The organism is Sinorhizobium terangae, from assembly GCF_029714365.1.
In the GTDB taxonomy this organism is placed as follows: Bacteria; Pseudomonadota; Alphaproteobacteria; order Rhizobiales; family Rhizobiaceae; genus Sinorhizobium; species Sinorhizobium terangae.
The window spans coordinates 2,825,661-2,845,866 of record NZ_CP121659.1 but is presented as its reverse complement, the minus strand read 5'-3'; the positions used below and the strand labels follow the sequence as shown (position 1 = coordinate 2,845,866).

Annotated in this window: 23 protein-coding genes; 13 read left to right on the top strand and 10 right to left on the bottom strand. The window is 62.2% G+C overall.

Features of this window, described 5'->3' with window-relative positions:
* Window positions 1-37 precede the first annotated feature (37 nt).
* Together xerD and QA637_RS13595 are read right to left on the bottom strand one after the other, a co-directional pair.
* Entirely contained in the window at window positions 38-991 is a 954-nt protein-coding gene (gene xerD / locus QA637_RS13600) for a site-specific tyrosine recombinase XerD (RefSeq protein ID WP_153441574.1), read from the bottom strand.
* Complete coding sequence (locus tag QA637_RS13595) at window positions 988-1,137, bottom strand: hypothetical protein (protein WP_153441575.1); 150 nt, start codon at window positions 1,135-1,137, stop codon at window positions 988-990. Before QA637_RS13595 ends, xerD begins: the two co-directional genes overlap by 4 nt.
* A gap of 217 nt (window positions 1,138-1,354) precedes the next feature.
* Here QA637_RS13595 and QA637_RS13590 point away from each other — a divergent pair, with 217 nt between their 5' ends.
* From QA637_RS13590 to QA637_RS13580, 3 genes are read left to right on the top strand one after another with little or no spacing between them, the layout of a single operon-like run.
* Window positions 1,355-1,945 carry a shikimate kinase gene (locus QA637_RS13590; RefSeq protein ID WP_153441576.1) on the top strand — a complete coding sequence of 197 codons (591 nt, stop codon included), beginning with the start codon at window positions 1,355-1,357 and terminating at the stop codon, window positions 1,943-1,945.
* Window positions 1,938-3,071, top strand: a complete 1,134-nt coding sequence (gene aroB, locus QA637_RS13585) for a 3-dehydroquinate synthase (RefSeq protein ID WP_153441577.1) — start codon at window positions 1,938-1,940, stop codon at window positions 3,069-3,071. Before QA637_RS13590 ends, aroB begins: the two co-directional genes overlap by 8 nt.
* Window positions 3,068-4,375, top strand: coding sequence for an HlyC/CorC family transporter (locus tag QA637_RS13580; protein WP_283061724.1), 1,308 nt, complete (start codon window positions 3,068-3,070; stop codon window positions 4,373-4,375). Before aroB ends, QA637_RS13580 begins: the two co-directional genes overlap by 4 nt.
* Window positions 4,376-4,411: 36 nt before the next feature.
* Here the strand turns inward: QA637_RS13580 and QA637_RS13575 are convergent, their stop codons facing one another.
* A complete protein-coding gene (locus QA637_RS13575; RefSeq protein WP_153441578.1) occupies window positions 4,412-4,693 on the bottom strand; it encodes a BolA family protein in 282 nt (93 codons plus the stop codon).
* Window positions 4,694-4,925: 232 nt separating this feature from the next.
* Between QA637_RS13575 and QA637_RS13570 the strand changes: the two genes are divergently transcribed.
* From QA637_RS13570 to QA637_RS13555, 4 genes are all read left to right on the top strand, one after another.
* A complete protein-coding gene (locus tag QA637_RS13570) occupies window positions 4,926-5,561 on the top strand; it encodes a J domain-containing protein (protein WP_153441579.1) in 636 nt (211 codons plus the stop codon).
* Between the two features lie 76 nt (window positions 5,562-5,637).
* The gene (gene cobS / locus QA637_RS13565) at window positions 5,638-6,633 is read left to right on the top strand and encodes a cobaltochelatase subunit CobS (RefSeq protein WP_283061721.1); all 996 of its coding nucleotides are present in this window, start codon (window positions 5,638-5,640) and stop codon (window positions 6,631-6,633) included.
* Window positions 6,634-6,716: 83 nt separating this feature from the next.
* Window positions 6,717-8,612 (top strand): cobaltochelatase subunit CobT, encoded by a 1,896-nt coding sequence (gene cobT, locus QA637_RS13560; protein ID WP_184108571.1) that lies wholly within the window; start codon window positions 6,717-6,719, stop codon window positions 8,610-8,612.
* A gap of 133 nt (window positions 8,613-8,745) precedes the next feature.
* Entirely contained in the window at window positions 8,746-9,741 is a 996-nt protein-coding gene (locus QA637_RS13555) for an esterase-like activity of phytase family protein (RefSeq protein WP_153441580.1), read from the top strand.
* Between the two features lie 94 nt (window positions 9,742-9,835).
* Here QA637_RS13555 and QA637_RS13550 read toward each other — a convergent pair whose 3' ends face one another.
* The 3 genes from QA637_RS13550 to QA637_RS13540 all read right to left on the bottom strand — a co-directional run bounded on the left by QA637_RS13550 (window position 9,836) and on the right by QA637_RS13540 (window position 11,318).
* Window positions 9,836-10,474 (bottom strand): VUT family protein, encoded by a 639-nt coding sequence (locus QA637_RS13550; protein ID WP_153441581.1) that lies wholly within the window; start codon window positions 10,472-10,474, stop codon window positions 9,836-9,838.
* A gap of 140 nt (window positions 10,475-10,614) precedes the next feature.
* Window positions 10,615-10,905: a 50S ribosomal protein L28 gene (gene rpmB, locus QA637_RS13545; protein WP_136508834.1), complete on the bottom strand. Its 291-nt coding sequence runs from the start codon at window positions 10,903-10,905 to the stop codon at window positions 10,615-10,617.
* A 140-nt stretch (window positions 10,906-11,045) separates the two neighbouring features.
* Complete coding sequence (locus QA637_RS13540) at window positions 11,046-11,318, bottom strand: hypothetical protein (RefSeq protein ID WP_167528348.1); 273 nt, start codon at window positions 11,316-11,318, stop codon at window positions 11,046-11,048.
* Here QA637_RS13540 and QA637_RS13535 point away from each other — a divergent pair.
* A complete protein-coding gene (locus QA637_RS13535; RefSeq protein ID WP_153441582.1) occupies window positions 11,272-12,048 on the top strand; it encodes a DUF3108 domain-containing protein in 777 nt (258 codons plus the stop codon). The two genes, QA637_RS13540 and QA637_RS13535, sit on opposite strands and share 47 nt — an antisense overlap.
* Window positions 12,049-12,155: 107 nt before the next feature.
* Window positions 12,156-13,046, top strand: coding sequence for an aromatic amino acid exporter YddG (gene yddG, locus QA637_RS13530; RefSeq protein WP_153441583.1), 891 nt, complete (start codon window positions 12,156-12,158; stop codon window positions 13,044-13,046).
* Window positions 13,047-13,186: 140 nt separating this feature from the next.
* Here yddG and QA637_RS13525 read toward each other — a convergent pair whose 3' ends face one another.
* Entirely contained in the window at window positions 13,187-13,627 is a 441-nt protein-coding gene (locus tag QA637_RS13525) for a cupin domain-containing protein (protein WP_153441584.1), read from the bottom strand.
* Window positions 13,627-14,397 carry a hydroxyacylglutathione hydrolase gene (gloB, locus tag QA637_RS13520; RefSeq protein ID WP_153441585.1) on the bottom strand — a complete coding sequence of 257 codons (771 nt, stop codon included), beginning with the start codon at window positions 14,395-14,397 and terminating at the stop codon, window positions 13,627-13,629. Before gloB ends, QA637_RS13525 begins: the two co-directional genes overlap by 1 nt.
* Window positions 14,398-14,507: 110 nt before the next feature.
* On the opposite strand from gloB, the gene QA637_RS13515 reads away from it, so the two are divergent.
* The 3 genes from QA637_RS13515 to QA637_RS13505 all read left to right on the top strand — a co-directional run bounded on the left by QA637_RS13515 (window position 14,508) and on the right by QA637_RS13505 (window position 17,393).
* A complete protein-coding gene (locus QA637_RS13515) occupies window positions 14,508-15,281 on the top strand; it encodes a class I SAM-dependent methyltransferase (protein ID WP_153441586.1) in 774 nt (257 codons plus the stop codon).
* An 82-nt stretch (window positions 15,282-15,363) separates the two neighbouring features.
* Window positions 15,364-16,470 (top strand): histidinol-phosphate transaminase, encoded by a 1,107-nt coding sequence (hisC, locus tag QA637_RS13510; RefSeq protein WP_153441587.1) that lies wholly within the window; start codon window positions 15,364-15,366, stop codon window positions 16,468-16,470.
* A complete protein-coding gene (locus QA637_RS13505) occupies window positions 16,467-17,393 on the top strand; it encodes a prephenate/arogenate dehydrogenase family protein (RefSeq protein WP_153441588.1) in 927 nt (308 codons plus the stop codon). Before hisC ends, QA637_RS13505 begins: the two co-directional genes overlap by 4 nt.
* A 143-nt stretch (window positions 17,394-17,536) precedes the next feature.
* Here the strand turns inward: QA637_RS13505 and QA637_RS13500 are convergent, their stop codons facing one another.
* On the bottom strand, window positions 17,537-18,550 hold the full coding sequence (locus QA637_RS13500; protein ID WP_153441589.1) for a DUF2125 domain-containing protein: 1,014 nt from the start codon (window positions 18,548-18,550) through the stop codon (window positions 17,537-17,539).
* Window positions 18,551-18,802: 252 nt separating this feature from the next.
* On the opposite strand from QA637_RS13500, the gene QA637_RS13495 reads away from it, so the two are divergent.
* On the top strand, window positions 18,803-19,357 hold the full coding sequence (locus QA637_RS13495) for a gamma-glutamylcyclotransferase (protein WP_153441590.1): 555 nt from the start codon (window positions 18,803-18,805) through the stop codon (window positions 19,355-19,357).
* Here the strand turns inward: QA637_RS13495 and QA637_RS13490 are convergent.
* Window positions 19,348-20,130: a lysophospholipid acyltransferase family protein gene (locus QA637_RS13490; protein WP_153441591.1), complete on the bottom strand. Its 783-nt coding sequence runs from the start codon at window positions 20,128-20,130 to the stop codon at window positions 19,348-19,350. The two genes, QA637_RS13495 and QA637_RS13490, sit on opposite strands and share 10 nt — an antisense overlap.
* Window positions 20,131-20,206 lie beyond the last annotated feature (76 nt).

Sequence of the window (20,206 nt, the reverse complement as noted above, 5' to 3'; positions counted from 1 at the left end):
CAGGGCTGTCCGGTCGAAGCCAGCCTGCCCGGCGGTCCTAATCCTGTTTTTTCGCCTGTTTGGCAAGGGGGTGATGGTTTTGCACGAGGTCATGCAGCCGTTCTTCAAGCACATGGGTATAGATTTGTGTCGTTGAAATGTCCGAATGGCCGAGGAGTTCCTGCACGGCACGCAGGTCGGCGCCGTTGGCGAGCAGGTGGCTGGCGAAGGCATGGCGCAGCACGTGCGGCGAGATGGTCGCGACCCTTATGCCGCCACGCGCCGCGAGGCCTTTGAGGTCGCGTGCGAATACCTGGCGCGGCAGATAGCCGGCCTTTCCGTGGGATGGAAAGAGCCATGGGCTCTCCTCGGGCCGGTCTGCCTCCGCATTCGCCGATCGGAGCGCGTCGCCATAGGCGCGCATGGCACTGATGGCGGCCTGCGACAGCGGCACCAGCCTTTCCTTGTTGCCCTTGCCGCGAATGACGAGGAAGCGGCCGTTTTGCGAGAGCACGCTTGCTGGCAGAGAGACGAGTTCGCTGACACGCATCCCCGTCGCGTAGAGAAGCTCGATCAGCGCGTGCATGCGCAGTTTTGCCAGCGTGTCTTCACCGCCGGCGGCGGCTTCCGCTTCCGCCTGGCCGATCAGCCTGGTCACGTCATCGATGCTGAGCGTCTTCGGCAGCGCGCGCCCCTTCTTCGGCGCGTCGAGAATTCCGGTCGGATCGTCGCCCCTGAGGCCCTCGGCGTAAAGAAACTTGTAGAATTGCCGCAATGCGGACAGGCGGCGCGCCTGCGACGAGGACTTGAATCCCTCGCCGGCGAGATGTGAAAGGTAGCTTCTCAAGTCGTCGGCCGAGGCATCGGCCAGCCGTATGCCACGGGTCCGCAGGAAGGAGAGCGCGTCTTCCAGATCGCGCTCATAGGATTGCAGCGTATTGGTCGCAGCGCCGCGCTCGGCGCTCATCATCTCCAGGAAGGACTCGACATAGGCGGCGGATCGGTCGGTCATTGCGGTTTGTTGACCCGTTCCGATGGAATGCGCACCGTGACGTCCCGTTCGACCGGCTCGACGAAGGTCACCAGCGCCACCATCGTGCCATAGACGATGGCGGCAAAGACGGCCAAGAAGAACAGGAAGCGGAAAAGGGTCGGCATTTCGGTCTCCTCTGCATGATTCCTACTCGGCGCCGGTTAAGATCATGCAGTCGTTCTTCAAAGTCCCGCAGCGACCTTCCATGCGTCTGCAGCGGATGCGTGGACTATATGAACGGACCCGCCGCCGAGTTCAAGAAGCGTCGCGCAGCACGCGCGACGACTTGACGCTCCCCGTCGATTTGTCGATATCGAAGGGGAATGGGGAAAATGAAGTGCAATGAACGACGTGACCGAACCGGTTTCCGCGACGCTCGCCGAACGGGCGAAGCTCGCCCTCGGTAAGCGCAATCTCGTTTTCATCGGATTGATGGGAGCGGGAAAATCGGCAATCGGCCGACTGACCGCGCAGGCGCTCGGCATTCCTTTTATCGATTCCGATCATGAGATCGAACGGGTTTCCCGCATGACGATCAGCGAGCTTTTCGCGGCCTATGGCGAGGAAGAATTTCGCGCGCTCGAGGCCCGCGTGCTGAAACGGCTCTTGAGATCCGGCCCCCGGGTGGTCTCCACTGGCGGCGGCGCCTACATCAACGAACGCTCGCGCCGGCAGATCAAGAAGGGCGGCATGACGATCTGGCTCAATGCGGAGCTCGACGTGTTGTGGGAGCGGGTGAACAAGCGCGACACCCGGCCGCTTCTGAAAACCGAGAACCCGAAACAGACGCTCGAAAACCTGATGCGAGCACGTTACCCGATCTATGCGGAGGCGGATCTGACCGTCCAATCGCGCGACGTGAAGAAGGAGATGATCGTCGAGGAGGTTCTCATCGCCATCGCCGATCGCCAGAAAGCTCAAAGCCATGACTAGCCATGTGATACCCGCCGCTGAACGCAAGGTCCGTGTCGACCTCGGAGATCGCTCCTATGACATTCTTATCGGCCCCGGCCTCATCGCCGCGGCGGGCAAGGAAATCGTTTCGCGGCTCAAGGGCCGGAAGATGGCGGTCATTACCGACGAGAACGTCGCGCCTCGCTACCTTCAGCCGCTGATGGCGAGCCTCAACGAAAATGGCATCAACGCGGTGTCGCTCGTGCTGCCCGCCGGCGAAAAGACCAAGAGCTTCGACCATCTCATTCCCGTCTGCGAGACCGTGCTCGGCGCCAGAATCGAGCGGAACGACGCCGTGATCGCGCTTGGCGGTGGCGTGATCGGCGACCTTACCGGCTTTGCGGCCGGCATCGTACGCCGCGGCTCGCGCTTTATCCAGATTCCGACGTCGCTGCTGGCGCAGGTTGATTCTTCCGTCGGCGGCAAGACCGGGATCAATTCGCCGCACGGCAAGAACCTGATCGGTGTGTTTCATCAGCCGGATCTCGTGCTGGCCGACACGGACGTGCTCGATACGCTGAGCCCGCGCGAATTCCGGGCGGGTTATGCCGAAGTCGCCAAATACGGCCTGATCGACAAGCCGGAATTCTTCGAATGGCTCGAACGGAACTGGCAGGCCGTCTTCGCCGGGGGCCCGGCGCGCATCGAGGCCATTGCCGTCAGCTGCCAGGCGAAGGCCGACGTGGTGGCTGCGGACGAACGCGAGAACGGCTTGCGCGCGCTTCTCAATCTCGGACATACCTTCGGTCATGCCCTGGAGGCGGCGACGGAATATGACAGCGCGCGTCTGGTGCACGGCGAGGGCGTTGCGATCGGCATGGTGCTGGCACACGAGTTTTCTGCCCGCATGAACCTTGCGAGCCCGGACGATGCGCGGCGCGTGGAAGCTCATCTCAAGGCGGTCGGCCTGCCGACGCGGATGGCCGACATACCCGGCAGCCTGCCGCCGGCCGAGCGGCTGATGGACGCGATCGGCCAGGACAAGAAGGTGAAGGGCGGCAAACTCACCTTCATCCTGACCAGGGGCATCGGCCAGTCCTTTGTCGCCGATGATGTTCCGGCTTCCGAGGTGCTGAGCTTCCTCAAGGAAAAACATCCCCGATGACCAGCGACACGCTATGGGCATTCGTGGCGGAGCATTGGCCGTCTCTTGTTTCGGTCATCTGCCTGCTGTTGCTCTCGGCGTTCTTTTCCGGATCGGAGGCTGCTTTGACCGCGGCATCCCGGGCGCGGATGCACATGCTCGAAAGCAACGGCGATCGGCGGGCGGGTATCGTCAATCGGCTGATCGAGCGGCGTGACCGCCTCGTTGGAACGCTTCTCCTCGGCAACAACCTCGTCACCATTCTCGCGACATCGCTGGCCACGAGCCTGCTGATCGGCCTCGTTGGCAGTTCCGCAGTGGCGGTCGCCACGCTTAGCATGACCGTGCTGCTCGTCGTCTTTGCCGAAGTGTTGCCGAAGAGCTGGGCCATTGCCTCCCCGGACCGGTTCGCGCTCGCCGTGGCACCTCTGGTAAGGCCCTTCATGGCGGTTGCCGGTCCGGTGTCTTCTCTCATCAATACCTTCGTCCGGCGCCTTTTGACGCTCTTCGGCGTGAACGTTTCCTCCGACAAGCCGATGCTGACGGCGCAGGAGGAACTGCGCGGCGCCGTCGACCTGCTCCACCGGGAAGGATCCGTAATCAAGGCGGACCTCGATCGTCTGGGCGGCGTGCTGGATCTCGGCGAACTCGAGGTCTCCGATATCATGATCCACCGCACCGCCATGCAGGCGGTCAATGCGGAAGACCAATCGGAGGTCTGCGTACGCGTAATCCTCGAAAGTCCGTTCACGCGCCTGCCGCTCTGGCGCGGCTCGACCGACAACATCATCGGGGTCATCCATTCCAAGGATCTCCTACGCGCGCTTGCGGAGCCCGACGTCGAGCCCGCGAGCCTCGACATCGTCAAGATTGCGCAGAAGCCCTGGTTCGTCCCGGATACGACCAACCTCAGGGATCAGCTCAATGCCTTTCTGCGACGCAAGCTGCACCTCGCCATCGTCGTCGACGAATACGGCCAGGTCCAGGGCCTCGTGACACTCGAGGATATTCTTGAGGAGATCGTCGGCGATATCGCCGATGAACACGACATCGACATCCAGGGCGTGCGGCAGGAGGCTGACGGGTCGATCGTCGTCGATGGTTCCGTGCCGATCCGCGACCTCAACCGGGCGCTAGATTGGTCGCTGCCGGACGAGGAGGCAACCACCGTCGCCGGCCTCGTCATCCACGAATCGAAGAGCATTCCGGAAGAACGGCAGGCCTTCACCTTCTACGGCAAGCGCTTCATCGTCATGAAGCGCGTCAAGAACCGGATCACCAGACTGCGCATCCGGCCCGCCGAGGATGAAACGTCGATCGGTTAGTTCGAAGGGTTGAAGCCGGAGATAACCGGACGAGGCTCACCAGCTTGTTGGCTCTCCCGGCGCGGCCGGCTCGACGGCGAGCGCATGCAGACCCGCATCGAGCTCAGGCTTTAAGAGGTCGTTGATCGCGCGGTGGCGCGCCACCCGGCTCATGCCGGAAAATGCGCTGGCGACGATCCTGACCCGGAAATGCGTCTCGCCTTCGCCGTCGAAACCGGGCTGATGACCGGCATGCAGATGGCTTTCGTTGATCACCGCGAGGCGCTCTGGCTGGAAGGCATCGAGGAGTTTCTGTTCGATCCGGCTTTGCAGCGACATTGTTCCGTCCTATTTCCCTGCTTGCTGCCAGTGCCGCCCATATTAGCGCTACAGCGCCGCGCGTCTTGCGAGACGCGCCATGGACGCTGTAGCACTTTTGAGGTGCTGCTTGTTTTCATCCTTAAATCGGCTCCGATTTAAGGAAACATGCAGTAGCGGCGCAAAATGCTCGCACAAAGCCAGCAACATTCGCCTTTGTCAATTCTTGTTGTGGGGGCCTGCAAACCCCATAATGTCGGCTATGAAACTCGATTCAAAATACTTCGATCGCATCCGTACGCGCCGCAGAGTGGAGCCGCGCGCAGAACCGTCTGCGCCCGTATGCCAGTGGGACGGCTGCGACAAGAAGGCGATGCATCGGGCGCCCGTCGGCCGCAACGCCGAAGGCGAATATTTCATGTTCTGCTTCGAGCATGTGAAGGAATACAACAAGGGCTACAACTATTTCTCCGGGCTTTCCGATAGCGAGATCGCGCGCTACCAGAAGGAAGCCGTGACCGGTCATCGTCCGACCTGGACCGTCGGCGTCAACAGGAACGCCCGCAATGGGCCGAGCCAGTCGCAGATGCGCTCCGGCACGGCGGGCGCGCAGGCCCGCATGCGCGATCCGTTCGGCTTCTTCAACGAGGCGCGCGCCCGGTCGGCCCGGCACGAACCGCGCCTGCGCAAGCTGAAAACGCTCGAAGCCAAGGCTTTCGAAACGCTTGGCCTTGCCGCCTCGGCAACGGCTGCCGATATCAAGGCGGCCTACAAGGATCTGGTGAAGAAGCATCACCCCGATGCAAATGGCGGAGACAGAGGATCTGAAGACCGTTTTCGCGCGGTTATTCAAGCCTATCAATTGTTAAAACAGGCTGGTTTCTGCTAACAACGCGGATTATGACAGAAAGCACTTTATGCAGGCGAATGCGCGGGTGCCGACCGGCGGCCGCTCTGGAGACATGATGAGCAAGATTGACCTCGACATTTCCAACCTCCCCGACACGACGATCTCGGTCCGGGAGGTCTTCGGCATTGATACGGATTTGCGCGTTCCTGCCTATTCGAAGGGCGACGCCTATGTGCCCGACGTCGACCCCGACTATCTCTTCGATCGCGAAACGACGCTCGCCATTCTTGCAGGGTTCGCCCACAACCGACGCGTCATGGTCGCCGGCTATCACGGGACCGGCAAGTCCACCCATATCGAGCAGGTCGCAGCGCGGCTCAACTGGCCCTGCGTGCGCGTCAACCTCGACAGCCATGTCAGCCGTATCGACCTCGTCGGCAAGGATGCGATCGTCGTCAAGGACGGGCTGCAGGTCACCGAGTTCAAGGACGGCATCCTGCCCTGGGCCTACCAGCACAATGTCGCGCTCGTCTTCGACGAATACGATGCCGGCCGTCCGGACGTCATGTTCGTTATCCAGCGCGTGCTCGAATCGTCGGGCCGCCTGACCCTGCTCGACCAGAGCCGCGTCATTCGTCCGCACCCGGCCTTCCGCCTGTTTGCGACCGCAAACACGGTCGGCCTTGGCGACACGACCGGCCTCTATCACGGCACGCAGCAGATCAACCAGGCGCAGATGGACCGCTGGTCGATCGTCACCACGCTCAACTATCTGCCGCATGACAAGGAGGTCGACATCGTCGCCGCCAAGGTCAAGGGCTTCACTGCCGACAAGGGCCGCGAGACGGTATCGAAGATGGTTCGCGTCGCGGACCTGACGCGTGCGGCTTTCATCAATGGCGACCTTTCGACGGTCATGAGCCCGCGTACGGTCATCACCTGGGCGGAGAACGCCTATATCTTCGGCGATATCGCCTTTGCCTTCCGCGTGACGTTCCTCAACAAGTGCGACGAGCTGGAGCGGGCGTTAGTCGCCGAGCACTACCAGCGGGCCTTCGGCGTCGAGCTCAAGGAGAGCGCCGCCAACATCGTGCTGGAAGCCACCGCCTAAGGCTTCTGCCGGCTTCGGTGAGAAGCCGGCTTCGCAGGCCTCCAACGCCCGGATGTCACCGTACTGGCTGAAAAGGATTTGTCGTGAGCTCGAACTCCAAGGCGAAACCGACCACGAGGGAAAACGCCGCTGAGCCGTTCAAGCGGGCGCTTTCCGGTTGCATCCGGTCGATTGCCGGCGATGCCGAGATCGAAGTCGCCTTTGCAAACGAGCGCCCCGGAATGGCGGGCGAACGCATCCGGCTTCCGGAACTCTCCAAGCGCCCGAGCCGGCAGGAACTTGCCGTGGCGCGAGGCCTGGGCGACTCCATGGCGCTGCGGAAGGCGTGCCACGACGCGCGCATCCACACAACGATGTCGCCGCAGGGAGCGGATGCGCGGGCGATCTTCGATGCGGTCGAGCAGGCCCGCGTCGAGGCGATCGGTGCGCTCCGGATGGCCGGTGTCGCCGACAACCTCTCCTCGATGCTCGACGAGAAATATGCCAAGGCGAACTTCGCGGCGATCGAGAGCCAGTCGGATGCTCCGCTTGAAGAAGCGGTGGCGCTCCTCGTGCGTGAAAAGCTGACCGGGGTGAAGCCACCGGCATCGGCCGGCAAGGTGCTCGACCTCTGGCGCGATTTCATCGAGACAAAGGCGGCCGGAGACATGCGCAACCTGCCCGCCGCGATCAACGACCAGCAGGCCTTCGCCCGCGTCGTGCGCGACATGCTGTCTTCGATGGATGTTGCCGAGAAATACGCCGAGGACGATATCGAACCGGACGAGCAGGAAAGCGAGACCGACGAGGACCAACCGCGCAGCCAGGAGCAGGACGAGAACGCCAGCGACGAGGAAGAAGGCTCCGACGCCGCACCCGCCGATGAGAACCAGCCTGCCGAGGAGCAGATGGAAGAAGGCGAGATGGACGGCGCCGAGATCTCCGACGACGACCTTCAGGACGAGGGCGAAGAGGAGAGCGAGACGCCCGGCGAGGTCAAGCGGCCGAACCATCCGTTCGCGGATTTCAACGAGAAGGTCGACTACACCGTCTACACGCGGGAATTCGACGAGACGATCACCGCCGAGGAGCTTTGCGACGAGGCGGAGCTCGATCGCCTCCGTGCGTTCCTCGACAAGCAGCTTGCCCACTTGCAAGGAGCGGTCGGCCGCCTCGCCAACCGCCTGCAGCGCCGCCTGATGGCGCAGCAGAATCGCTCCTGGGAGTTCGACCTCGAGGAGGGCTATCTCGACACGGCCCGTCTCCAACGCATCATCATCGACCCGATGCAGCCGCTTTCCTTCAAACGCGAGAAGGATACGACCTTCCGTGACACGGTTGTGACGCTGCTGATCGACAATTCCGGCTCGATGCGCGGCCGGCCGATCACGGTCGCGGCGACCTGCGCCGACATTCTCGCCCGCACGCTGGAGCGCTGCGGCGTCAAGGTGGAGATCCTCGGCTTTACCACCAAGGCGTGGAAGGGCGGACAGTCGCGCGAAAAGTGGCTGGCGGGTGGCAAGCCGCAGGCGCCCGGCCGTCTCAATGATCTGAGGCACATCGTCTATAAGTCCGCCGATGCACCCTGGCGTCGGGCGCGCCGCAATCTCGGGCTGATGATGCGCGAAGGCTTGCTGAAGGAGAACATCGACGGCGAGGCGCTGATGTGGGCGCACGACCGGCTGCTGGCGCGGTCGGAGCAACGGCGCATCCTGATGATGATCTCCGACGGTGCGCCGGTCGATGATTCCACGCTGTCGGTGAACCCTGGGAACTATCTCGAACGCCACCTGCGCGCCGTTATCGAGCAGATCGAGACCCGCTCGCCGGTCGAGCTTCTGGCGATCGGTATCGGCCACGACGTGACGCGCTATTACCGCCGGGCGGTGACCATTGTCGATGCGGACGAACTGGCGGGTGCGATGACGGAGCAGCTTGCAGCGCTTTTCGAGGACGAAAGTCTGCATCGTCGCCCAGTGCGCATGCGCCGCGCGGGCTAGGGGTGCAGCCGATCCACGGCACGAAATTGATTGAGTGGTTTCTGCCTGCGAAGGCTTCTAAGTCCGGTTTGAGAGCGGGAATGCCGCTGCGACTTGTCACGCACTCGCATTGCCTTCCGAAGGTTCCTCCTAGATGCTCCGTCGAAGTCTCGTTCTTCTCTCCCTTCTGGCATCGCCTGCAATCGCGCAGCCGGAGCCGACGACCGAAATCGTGCCGGTTCAGGCGCGGCAGATAAGGCAATTCAAAGCCGGCTCCAACGAGACGGTGTTCGGCCACCTCGAATTCATCGGTGGCATCGAAATAAGCTCGCGCAACCCGCTGCTCGGCGCGATTTCAGCGATCCGGTTCCGGCCGGGCAGCGATTCCTTCGTCGCCGTGATGGATACCGGCCACTGGGTCGAAGGAGCCGTCGTCCGCGACAATAGGGGCAGGCTTCTGGGGCTGACCGACCTCACCGTGACCTCGATGATCGATGGGGACGGTGGCGCCGAGCTCGAAAAATGGAGAGTAGACTCGGAAGGGTTGGCGTTGCGCGAAGGTGAGGCGATCGTCAGTTATGAGCAGCAGGCCCGTGTCGAGGTCTATCCCGACCCGGGTTTCGCGCGATCAAGACCCGTGGGACAGATGGCCCTGCCGTTTCCCATCGAGGAACTGCGCATCAATGGCGGCCTCGAAACGATGGCGATCGCGCCAAAGAACAGTCCGCTTCGGGGTGCTGCGGTCGTGGTGGCGGAACGCAGCGTCGACAAGGCGGATAACCTTCTGGCGGGCATACTCGAAGGGCCGATGAAGGGTGCCTTCACGGTCGTCCGCGAGGATCCTTATGCAGTTACCGACGGCGACTTCCTGCCAAATGGCGATCTGCTTCTCCTCGAACGCCGGTTCAATCTGGCCTCCGGCCTCGGCATGCGCATTCGCAGGATTGCTGCCGCCGACATCCGCCCGGGCGCCGTCGTCGACGGCGAGGTGTTGCTCAAGGCCGACATGAGCTATCAGATCGACAATATGGAGGGGCTGGATGTCGTCGTTCGGCCCGACGGCGAGATTCGCGTGATCATCGTTTCCGATGACAACCACTCGATTCTCGAGCGCAACCTGATGCTCGAATTCCGGTTGGTTTTGGGTTGAGCCAACTCAGCACCTCATTAGGAGCGAGGGACGTCGCAAACGAAAACGGGGCCGCATCGACCCCGTCAACGTGATTTTTCATTCTCCGCTGGTCTCATGCGGTGGCGTTGGCGGGCGGCATCGGCTTGATGACGCTCATCAGCGCTCCATAGGGCAAGAGCAGCACGATGCCGCACAGGATCTTCACCAGAAGATCGCCGAGCGCCCAGGAAATCCAGCGCGGCGCTCCTGCTGCGAGCACGCCGAGGAGGGGAGCGGTCTCGAGGGCAAAGTTGTCGTTCGGTCCGAAGAATACGAAGAGCGGAGCGAAGGCGAAAGAGAAGAACATCGCGGTGTCCAATGCCGATCCGATGAGAGAGCCGGCGAGCGGTGCCTGCCACCAGGTCTGCCGGCGCAGGCGGTTGAACACGGAAATGTCGAGGAGCTGACCGAACAGGAACGCGGAACCGGAGGCGATCGCGATGCGCGGCGTCGCGAGGTAGATCGAGACAGTGACGCCGACGATAAAGCCGGCAACGACCACGCGGCGCGCGATCCGTGGGCCGAAATGGCGGTTGGTGAGATCCGTGACGAGGAAGGCGAAGGGATAGCTGAAAGCACCCCAGGTCCACAGGTCGCCGAGGTTCATGCCGGCAATGGAGCCCGGAAGCGGGTATTGGACAAGGAAATTCGACGCCACGACCACGAGGGTCATGAGTACGACATAGACAAAGAACGTGCGTTTGATCAGCATTTTTTTATCCTGGGTGATGCCACCAGTTGGAGAACGTGACCGGGTGCTTGACCGGCGGCTAAATAGATCACGACACGAGAAAAAGGCTTGCCGGACGAAGTCCGCAAGCCTTCAAGTCTTGTCGGAAGAGCTGGCGCCGATCAGGCTGCTTCAGCGGTCTTCTTGACGATCTGGCGGCGCAACAGGCGAGCGCGCATGCTCAGCTCGTTCTCGTCAGCCTTCAGCAGGAAAGCGTCGAGGCCACCGCGGTGTTCGACCGAGCGGAGAGCGGCTGCGGAAACGCGCAGGCGGAAGCGCTGGCCGAGAGCATCGGAAATCAGCGTGACGTTGCACAGGTTCGGGAGGAACTTGCGCTTGGTCTTGTTGTTGGCGTGGCTGACATTGTGGCCCGACTGGACGCCCTTGCCGGTCAATTCGCAACTACGGGACATGGTACACCTATTCTCTTTATCGCCGCCGGACAATGCGGTAGCGGGCCCAGAGCCCAGGCCGCGTTCCTGTTGGCCATTATTGGAAAGTCGCGGTTCTATAGTCACAGAAGGCCTGCCAGTCAAGCCAAACCCTGCGCATTCTAGAAAAACCGCAACGCGATCGCTGCCGCCGCTACAATAATCTCTCCCGATACCCATTCCAAGCCGTTGCTCACTGCGCTATTTCTCCTGAACGCCGTGCAACGAAAAGGTGCCGCCTGTTCTCCTTGCGGCTGGCCGGATTTTGAGCAATTGGCGCAAAAAAAGCCGCAAACCCCTTGCATCCCAGAGGATTGCAAGGGGCAAGGAAACGACAGGTCTTCGGGCATGAACAGGCGCAATGGCTTCCGGGCATCAGCATTGCTGGCTGCCACGATGTTTTCCACAACATCGGTAGCTGCAGATATCGCACATCAAACGGATTACAGCATTTCGCTTGCCGGCTTACCCCTGGCGCGCGCCACTTTCCATACAGAACTCGTAAAGAATCGCTACACGATTTCCGGCACGCTGAATTCCGCCGGACTCGTCGACATCATCAGCCGCACGTCCGGCCAGACGCGCGTTTCCGGTGTGATCGCGAATGATCATCTGCGCGCCTCGCAATATTCCATGTCCTATCGCAGCGGCAGGAAATCGCGCGCAATCAGCGTGACCTTCCGGAACGGCAATGTCGTACGCGCGAGCATGACCCCGAAACGCAACCCGCTTCCGAAGAACTGGGTGCCGGTGACGAGCCGCGACATGCGCAACGTACTGGACCCGCTTTCCGGGCTGATCATTCCGGGGAAAAACAGGGTTTGCCCCAACACGCTGCCGATCTTCGATGGCGAATCGCGGCTCGACATCAAGCTCTCGCCCAAGGGGACCCGAAGCTTCAAGACCAGAGGATTCGAGGGCGAAGTCATCGTCTGTGGTGTCCGCTTCGTTCCAAGAGCGGGATACAGGAAGGGGCGCGAGGACGTCGAATATCTGCGCCGGCTGGAGACGATGGAGGTCTGGTTCGCAAGGGCCGAGGCCGTCGATGTCTATGCCCCGGTTTATGTCCGCATCCCGACGAAGCTTGGTCCGGTAACCGTTTCCGCGACGCGATTCGGCGGGTGATCAATCCCGAAAATTCTCTTCCGTCCGTCGCAAACGGACGCTAACTATGCAATGCATGATTGATTTGACGCGGCTTTCACGCACGTGAGCCGGGCGTGGGGGCAGGAATGAAATTCAAGGCAACCTTGATCGGTTTTGCCGCGATCCTGATGTGGTCGCTGCTGGCGCTCTTTACCGCCGCTTCGGGCAAAATGCCGCCGTTCCAGCTATCAGCAATCTGTTTCCTCATCGGTAGCCTGCCGGGCATCGTGGTGCTTGCGCTGAAGCCGGAGCGATTGAAGCTGCTGAAGCAGCCGGCCAAGGTCTGGATCACCGGCATTGCCGGGCTTTTCGGCTATCACTTTCTCTATTTCACCGCGCTTCGCAACGCGCCGGCCGTCGAGGCGGGCCTGATTGCCTACCTCTGGCCGCTGCTGATCGTGGTCGGCTCGACGCTGCTGCCGGGCGAGAAGCTTCGCTGGAACCACATCGCCGGCGCACTGGCGGGACTTGTCGGCACGATCCTGATCGTCGCCGGCAATGGCGTCGCCTTCGATGAGGCCTATACGCTCGGTTACGGCGCGGCATTCCTCTGCGCGTTAACGTGGTCGGGCTATTCCCTGCTGACGCGCCGCTTCGAAGCGGTCTCGACCGATGTCGTCACCGGTTTCTGCCTTGCGACGTCCATCCTTTCCTTCCTCTGCCATCTCGGTCTCGAAACGACAGTATGGCCGGAGACGGCTTTCGAGTGGCTGGCGGTTGCCGGACTTGGCCTCTTGCCGGTCGGCGCGGCTTTCTATGCCTGGGACTTCGGTGTGAAGAACGGAGACATCCAGCTTCTCGGCGTTGCCAGCTATGCCGCACCGGTTCTCTCGACGCTCGTCCTGATCCTGTTCGGCTTTGCGGACCCCTCCTGGCGTATTGCCGCCGCCTGCCTGCTCGTGACCGGCGGCGCCGTGCTGGCTGCGAGAGACATGATCTTTCGCAAGAGGATCGCTGTACCGCAGCCGGCGGAATAGGTGCAAGGAAGCCCCTTCCTAACCCTCGAGGAGAGGGGGCTTCTGGACGGGGCGCTGCCTCGAATCTCCTTCGCCCCGCTCGCGGGGAGAAGGTGGCCGGCAGGCCGGATGAGGGGCGGAGACGGAAACCCTGTCTTTCCTCATTCCTCAGGCGGCTGCCAGTCGGCTGCCGCCATTTCGAAGGCGGAAAAGTCGAATCCGGGCGCTACCGTGCAGCCGACGAGCGTCCAGTCTCCGAGCGAGGCGGCCGACTGCCACCAGTTGGCGCGAACGACGCGTTGCGGCCTTTCGCCCTCAAGCAGATCCGGCCCAAGCCGGAAGCGTGAGGCCGGCTTGCCCGGCTCGGCGATGCTGAGTTCGAGAGGGGCGCCCGCATAGTAGTGCCAGATCTCGGCCGCGTCGCGCACGCGATGCCAGTGCGAGCGCTCGCCCTTTTCGAGCAGATAGTAGATTGCCGTCGAATGGCTGCGTGGCGCGCCACTGTCGCGGAAGGTCTCCACGTACCAGCCGCCCTCCGGATGCCTCGCCAACCCAAGCGCGTCGACAATTGCGGCCGGCGTCAGGTGCCGCGAGACGTCCATCAGAAATTATCCTTGCGCTTGCGGATCTCTGCAAACACCTCCGCATCGCTCGCGCTCTCCATGGCAAGATGCTTGCGGATCTTCTGGTCGCCTGCGCGAAGGAATGGATTGGTCCGCTTTTCGAGGCCGATCGTCGTTGGTGCGGTGAAACCGCCGTCCGAGCGCGTCTCCTCGATTTCGGCGGCACGCGTCTTGAGCGCTGTATTTTCGGGGTCGATCGTCACGGCGAAATGCGCATTGGCGAGCGTGTACTCGTGGCCGAAATAGACGGCGGTGTCGTCCGGGAGCGCCATCAGCCGGTTCAGCGATTGCCACATCGTCTCGGCCGTTCCCTCGAACAGCCGCCCGCAGCCGAGCGCAAACAGCGTGTCCGCTGCAAACAGCAGCTTATCCTTCGGGAAATGGAAGCAGATGTGGCCCGCGGTATGTCCCGGCGTTTCGATGACCTCGACCGGGTGCCCGGCAAAATCGAAACGGTCCCCTTGGCCGACGCTCCTGTCGAGGCCAGGGATCTTAGATGCCTCGCCTTTTGGCCCGATGATCGTGACGCCGAAGCGCTCCTTCAGGCTGACATTCGCCGCCACGTGGTCGCCGTGGTGATGGGTCGTAAGGATATGCGTGAGGCGCCAGCTCCGCCGCTCGAGCGCCTCGAGGATCGGCCGTTCTTCCGGAGCATCGATCGATGCCGTCGCACCGCTTGCCGGATCATGGAGAAGCACACCAAAATTATCGGTGCGGCAGAGGAAGAGGTCGAGTTCGAGCGCGGCCATGATGAGGTCCTCCGATCGGGCGTGACGCGGGATGCGGGCGAAGCCACGCCCATCCCGCTCCAGCGGAATGTAGCGAGGCTCGCCTTGAAGTCTACCGTTCCAAAGCTAACATGTTGGCCATGCACACGGATATCGTCGATCTTCGCCAATTTTATCATTCCGAGCTGGGCCGGATGGCGGAGCATTCCGTCAGCATGGCGCTCTCCTCGGTTTGGGCGCGATTGCCTGAGGAGCGGCTCGTCGGTCTCGGCTATGCCGTGCCCTATCTCGAACGATTCCGCGCCGACACCGAGCGGACCTTCGCCTTCATGCCGGCGGGGCAGGGCGCGGTGAATTGGCCTGTCGCGGAATTGTCTTCGACCGCGCTGGTCTTCGACGAGGAACTGCCGCTGCCGGACGCCTCGATCGACCGCGTGCTGATGGTCCATTCGCTGGAATTCGCTGAAAGCCCCCGCGAAACGATGAAGGAAATCTGGCGCGTTCTCGCGCCCGGCGGCCGATTGGTGATCGTCGTGCCGAATCGTCGCGGCGTCTGGGCGCGGATGGAGCACACGCCCTTCGGCTCGGGACGGCCCTATTCGCGCGGCCAGTTGACGGCGCTCCTGCGCGAGACAAATTTCACGCCCGGCGCCACTTCCGAGGCGCTGTTCTTTCCGCCATCGAAGCGCAAGGTCGTTCTCCGTTTGCGACGCAGCCTGGAGCGGTTCGGCCGTTCGTTGTGGCCTGTGTTTTCCGGAGTGATCATCGTGGAGGCGCAAAAACGGCTCTATCAGGGCCTGCCGGTCGCTGTCCGCGCCTCGCGCCGGGTCTTCGTGCCGGTGCTGGCGCCGCATGGCGTGCCGAGCACGCGCACCCAGCCGGTGCTGCCGACCACGGTGCTGTAGTCGCGTGGGCTTGCCGCACTCGACAAATTTCCTCCGCCCCGCTATTGGCTTGGCCACATTTCCTCCCGTGAAAGCCGATCCGATGAACCTTGTTTCAAAGAGCCCGCAGCCGCGTTCCGGTATTCTGGACATTGCCGCCTATGTGCCAGGCAACGAACATGCGCCGGGTGTTGCCAAGGTCCACAAGCTTTCGTCGAACGAAACACCGCTCGGCGCCAGCCCGCACGCGATCGAGGCGTTCCAGAAGGCGGCTTTCAATCTCGAACGGTATCCGGACGGTCAGGCGCATGCGCTGAAGGATGCGATCGCTGCGGTTCACGGCCTCAACCCGGCCAATATCGTTTGCGGCAACGGTTCCGACGAGCTGCTCGGGCTTATCTGCCACACCTATCTCGGCCCGGGCGACGAGGGGATCATCACCGAGCACGGCTTCCTCGTCTACAAGATCCAGATCATGGCGGCGGGCGCCACTGCGGTTACGGTCAAGGAAAAGGACGCGCATGTCGATGTCGACGCGATCCTCGCTGCAGTGACAGAGCGGACGAAGATCGTCTTCATCGCCAATCCGGCCAACCCGACAGGCACGTATATCCCCGTGGACGAGGTCCGCCGGCTGCATGCGAGTCTTCCCTCCGGCGTGTTGCTGGTGCTGGACGCTGCCTATGCGGAATATGTCCGGCGCAACGATTACGAGGCGGGCCTCGAACTGGTGTCGGCCAATCGCAACGTCGTGATGACGCGGACGTTCTCGAAGATCTACGGGCTCGCCGGGCTTCGCATCGGCTGGATGTTTGCCCCGCATGAGATCGTGGACGCCGTGGACCGTGTGCGTGGCCCGTTCAATCTCAATGCGCCGGCGATCGCCGCCGGGGCGGCAGCGATCCGCGACCAGGCCTTTGTTGCCGCGGCGGTCGATCACAATCTTACCTGGCTCGCAAAGGTCACTGCGGCCTTGCAGGGAATCGGTCTGCGGGTGACGCCTTCGGTCACCAACTTCGTGCTGATCCATTTTCCGGAGACGGGCGGCAAATCGGCCGAGGACGCTGATGCGTTCCTGACGGCTCGCGGCTTCATCCTGCGCGCCGTGCGCGCTTATGGTTTTCCCAATGCGCTCCGCATGACCATCGGTTCCGAGGAAGCGAACGAAGGCGTCATCGCCGCACTGACTGAATTCATGGGACAAGAATGATGGCTCAACAGTTCGAAACGATCGCCCTCGTCGGCATTGGCCTGATCGGATCGTCGATCGCCCGGGAAATTCGCGAGAAGCAGCTTGCCGGTACGCTCGTCGTTTCGACGCGGAGTGCTGCGACGCTCGCCCGGGCGGAGCAGCTCGGCCTTGGCGACCGCTACATGCTTTCGGCAGCCGAGGCCGTCAAGGATGCCGACCTCGTCGTCGTTTCGGTGCCGGTCGGCGCTTCCGGTGCCGTCGCTGCTGAAATCGCCGCGCATCTGAAGCCCGGCGCGATTGTTACCGATGTCGGTTCGACGAAGGGCTCGGTCATCGCACAGATGGCGCCGCACCTGCCCGACACGGTCCATTTCGTCCCCGGCCACCCGATCGCGGGCACCGAGCATTCCGGCCCGGACGCCGGCTTCGTCGGACTTTTCCGCGGACGCTGGTGCATCCTGACGCCGCTACCCGGTGCCGATGAAGAGGCCGTCGCAAAGCTCAGGTTTTTCTGGGAGACGATGGGCTCGATGGTCGACGAGATGGATCCGGAGCACCACGACAAGGTGCTGGCGATCGTCTCGCACGTTCCGCACATCATCGCCTACAACATCGTCGGCACGGCAGATGACCTCGAAGCGGTCACCGAGTCCGAGGTCATCAAATATTCGGCGTCGGGCTTCCGCGATTTCACGCGCCTCGCCGCCTCGGACCCGACCATGTGGCGTGACGTTTGCCTGCACAACAAGGACGCGATCCTGGAAATGCTCGCCCGCTTTTCCGAGGACCTTGCATACCTGCAGCGAGCCATCCGCTGGGGCGACGGCGACAAGCTGTTCGACCTCTTTACCCGCACGCGGGCAATCCGCCGCTCGATCATCCAGGCGGGCCAGGATACGGCCATGCCGGATTTCGGCCGGCACGCAATGGATCCCAAATAATCGCCTACAGCGCCGCACGTCTTATCCGACGCACAAAGGACGCTGTAACTCTTTGATTCCACGCATCGTGCCTTCCGAAAATCGGGTCCGATTTTCGGGCCGATGCGCTAGTCGGCTACGATCTAAGGAAACATCAGGGCTCTTCAGAGCGGCGGCAGCACGCCGACCGGGATGAAGGCCACGAAGGCAGTGCTATCGCGGACGTTGAGCTTCACCGTTGCCTCGTTCTTGCCGCCGGCAAGCGTTTTCAGCATGTTGGCGATGTTGTTGATCAGGTCCGTTTCGTCCGGAACCACCTTCACGAGACTTGCCCGCCAGGCATCGATATTCATCATAGTCAGCGAGAATTCGCCGGAAATCAGGCCTTGATCATTCACCGAAAAGGGGCCCGAAAGCTTCGCGCTCATTCCGTCGCCCGCGTCAAGGGTCAAGTGACGCAGTTCGCCGCTGCTGCCGCGAAGCATGTGTTCGGAAAGGGCTCCCGCCTGCATCCACCCGGCCTTGCCGACGACAGTGACGTCCGCTGCGACATCGACCGGGGCGGCAAGGCTCGGCCCTTGTGCGGGGCGCAGATCGAGTTTCTCCACGCTCAGGGCGGCGTCGAGGTCTTCGCCGTTCTGGCGCAGGTGCATCTCGCCGTGGCTTGCGCCGAAACCGAGGCTGTCGCCCGTCAACGGCCAACGCGCCGTTCCCGTGAGATTGTCATAGGCGATCGACGTACGGTCGAGGCCCGACATCGTCGCCTTGAGGCTCGCGTGCAGCAGCGTCCAATCGGCCGAGAGCGTCAGGCCGGGCGACATCCGGACCTCGGCGGGACCGTCGAGTTCGACGACGGCATGTCCCGGCTGATAGACCTGGGCGGCCGTTCTCAAGGCGCCGAAGGATGCGGAGGCGCCGCGAAGATTGTCGTCGAGCCGCAGCTTGTCGCAGAAAAGGCCGATGCGGAACGGGAAACCACGCACGTCCATCTCCGTGCACTCACCGCCAAGGCCGTTCGGCCGCTTTTCCGAGAGGTAGGTTGTCAGTCGTTTTTCAATCTGGTCCGCAGCAAAGAACCAGCCTGCAGAATAAATGCCGGCGGCGAGCACGATGCCCACTGTCAGCCAGAGAAATTTCTTGCCGGCTGGTGATCCGTTGGCGACATCGGTGACGGTCATTCTAATCGCGTACTCCAATTGCTGCTGTGGCCGGGCCCCCATCGGACCATTGATCGAAGGCGGAAGGGATGGAAAAACGACCTGGCATTCTTTCTCATTCCGTTCCGGGTGGCGGTTGCCGATCCTGCAAACTATTTTTCATTCCTGTGTATGGTTGCCGGCCTCCCCTTCCGTGTGCCGAAATAGTTTCGGCTTGATCGATCACGACAGCGCTCGCGAATGGTTCAACACGTGGCAGGCGGCATGGATTAAATGGCAGTTGATATGGACGAATTTTGGGTCTTTGGCTACGGGTCGTTGATGTGGAACCCGGGTTTCCGTTTTGAAGAGAAGTCGACGGCGCGCGCCTTCGGCTACCGACGTTCGCTGTGCGTGCGTTCATGGGTGCATCGCGGCACGGAGCAGCGGCCCGGTCTCGTGCTCGGCCTTGACTATGGCGGCTCCTGCATCGGCACCGCATTCCGTGTTCCGGGAAGCGAAAAAGCCGACGTGATCGACTATCTGCGCGAGCGTGAACTTGTAACCCATGTCTACAGAGAGCGGACCATGCCGGTCCAGCTTGCCGACGGACGCCGCGTGCCGGCACTTGCCTATGTGATCGACCGCGGCCACGCCCAATATGCCGGAGCACTCAGCGCGGCGGAAGCGGCAGAAACTGTTGCGACCGCCTCCGGCAAATCCGGGCCGAACATCGAATACGTGCTCAACACGCTCGCGCATCTCCAGGAAATGGGTATCCGCGACCAGTGGCTGGAGGACGTCGTTGCAAGATTGACCGCGACGGGCGCGGTCGCAGTTCAAGCCTGACCGAGTTCGCGCAGCCGCTGCTTTGCCGTCTCCGGCAACGGCAGCTGCGGATTGGCCTTGGCGGTCTCGACAAGCAACTCATCGCTTGCGGCCTCGGTTACCTCGATCAGCTTCTTGAGGAACGCATCCGGATCCATCCCGGCCTCGACCGGCGGCAGGACGCGCACCTTGAAATGACCGGGGAAGCGCAGGAACTTGCGCCGCGGCCAGAAGAGGCCGGGATGCATGGCAACGGGCACCACCGGAACTTTCAGATCACGGTAGAGGCGGGCGATGCCGTATTTGTATTCGGGCGGAGCCCCCGGGGGACGACGCGTGCCTTCCGGGTAGATGATCAACTGCCGCCCGGTCGCCATCTCGTTCTTGGTCCGCTCCATGACGTCGGTCATCGCCTTGCCGCGCGCCGCGCGGTTTACCGGCACCATGCGCTGCTTGATGATGTACCAGCCGAACAGCGGTATCCAGGTGAGCTCGCGCTTGAGGATGTAGAACGGGTCGTCGAGCCAAGGCAGGAGCGCATAGGCATCCCAGAAGGACTGATGCTTGGGCGCGAAGATATAAGGCCCTTGCGGAATATTTTCCAAACCTTCGATTTCGAACGTTGTGCCGACGATCTTCTCCAGAAGCCAGTGATTGCTGCGCACCCAGTTCTTCGGCACGAACCAGGCTTTCTTGCGGGGGAGAATGAAATAGATCGGCGTCAACACGATCATCTGCACGATCAGATTGGCATAGAAGACCAGGTTGAAAAGGATCGAACGCAGTATGATCATCAGGTGGCTCTCGATGCAGTGCAGGGCGTTAGTGGCGGGATAGCACTCCGCTGCCTACACGAATATGCCGTCGAGG

Bases quoted from the DNA above. Each gene is read 5' to 3' on its own strand.
- QA637_RS13570 (WP_153441579.1), top strand. From the start codon at position 4,926: ATGTCGGCTATGAAACTCGATTCAAAATACTTCGATCGCATCCGTACG.
- QA637_RS13580 (WP_283061724.1), top strand. From the start codon at position 3,068: ATGACCAGCGACACGCTATGGGCATTCGTGGCGGAGCATTGGCCGTCT.
- xerD (WP_153441574.1), bottom strand. From the start codon at position 991: ATGACCGACCGATCCGCCGCCTATGTCGAGTCCTTCCTGGAGATGATG.
- yddG (WP_153441583.1), top strand. From the start codon at position 12,156: ATGAAATTCAAGGCAACCTTGATCGGTTTTGCCGCGATCCTGATGTGG.
- QA637_RS13595 (WP_153441575.1), bottom strand. From the start codon at position 1,137: ATGCCGACCCTTTTCCGCTTCCTGTTCTTCTTGGCCGTCTTTGCCGCC.
- QA637_RS13555 (WP_153441580.1), top strand. From the start codon at position 8,746: ATGCTCCGTCGAAGTCTCGTTCTTCTCTCCCTTCTGGCATCGCCTGCA.
- rpmB (WP_136508834.1), bottom strand. From the start codon at position 10,905: ATGTCCCGTAGTTGCGAATTGACCGGCAAGGGCGTCCAGTCGGGCCAC.
- QA637_RS13495 (WP_153441590.1), top strand. From the start codon at position 18,803: ATGGCAGTTGATATGGACGAATTTTGGGTCTTTGGCTACGGGTCGTTG.
- cobS (WP_283061721.1), top strand. From the start codon at position 5,638: ATGAGCAAGATTGACCTCGACATTTCCAACCTCCCCGACACGACGATC.
- QA637_RS13590 (WP_153441576.1), top strand. From the start codon at position 1,355: ATGAACGACGTGACCGAACCGGTTTCCGCGACGCTCGCCGAACGGGCG.
- QA637_RS13550 (WP_153441581.1), bottom strand. From the start codon at position 10,474: ATGCTGATCAAACGCACGTTCTTTGTCTATGTCGTACTCATGACCCTC.
- QA637_RS13535 (WP_153441582.1), top strand. From the start codon at position 11,272: ATGAACAGGCGCAATGGCTTCCGGGCATCAGCATTGCTGGCTGCCACG.
- QA637_RS13500 (WP_153441589.1), bottom strand. From the start codon at position 18,550: ATGACCGTCACCGATGTCGCCAACGGATCACCAGCCGGCAAGAAATTT.
- gloB (WP_153441585.1), bottom strand. From the start codon at position 14,397: ATGGCCGCGCTCGAACTCGACCTCTTCCTCTGCCGCACCGATAATTTT.
- QA637_RS13505 (WP_153441588.1), top strand. From the start codon at position 16,467: ATGATGGCTCAACAGTTCGAAACGATCGCCCTCGTCGGCATTGGCCTG.
- QA637_RS13515 (WP_153441586.1), top strand. From the start codon at position 14,508: ATGTTGGCCATGCACACGGATATCGTCGATCTTCGCCAATTTTATCAT.
- hisC (WP_153441587.1), top strand. From the start codon at position 15,364: ATGAACCTTGTTTCAAAGAGCCCGCAGCCGCGTTCCGGTATTCTGGAC.
- QA637_RS13490 (WP_153441591.1), bottom strand. From the start codon at position 20,130: ATGATCATACTGCGTTCGATCCTTTTCAACCTGGTCTTCTATGCCAAT.
- QA637_RS13575 (WP_153441578.1), bottom strand. From the start codon at position 4,693: ATGTCGCTGCAAAGCCGGATCGAACAGAAACTCCTCGATGCCTTCCAG.
- QA637_RS13525 (WP_153441584.1), bottom strand. From the start codon at position 13,627: ATGGACGTCTCGCGGCACCTGACGCCGGCCGCAATTGTCGACGCGCTT.
- aroB (WP_153441577.1), top strand. From the start codon at position 1,938: ATGACTAGCCATGTGATACCCGCCGCTGAACGCAAGGTCCGTGTCGAC.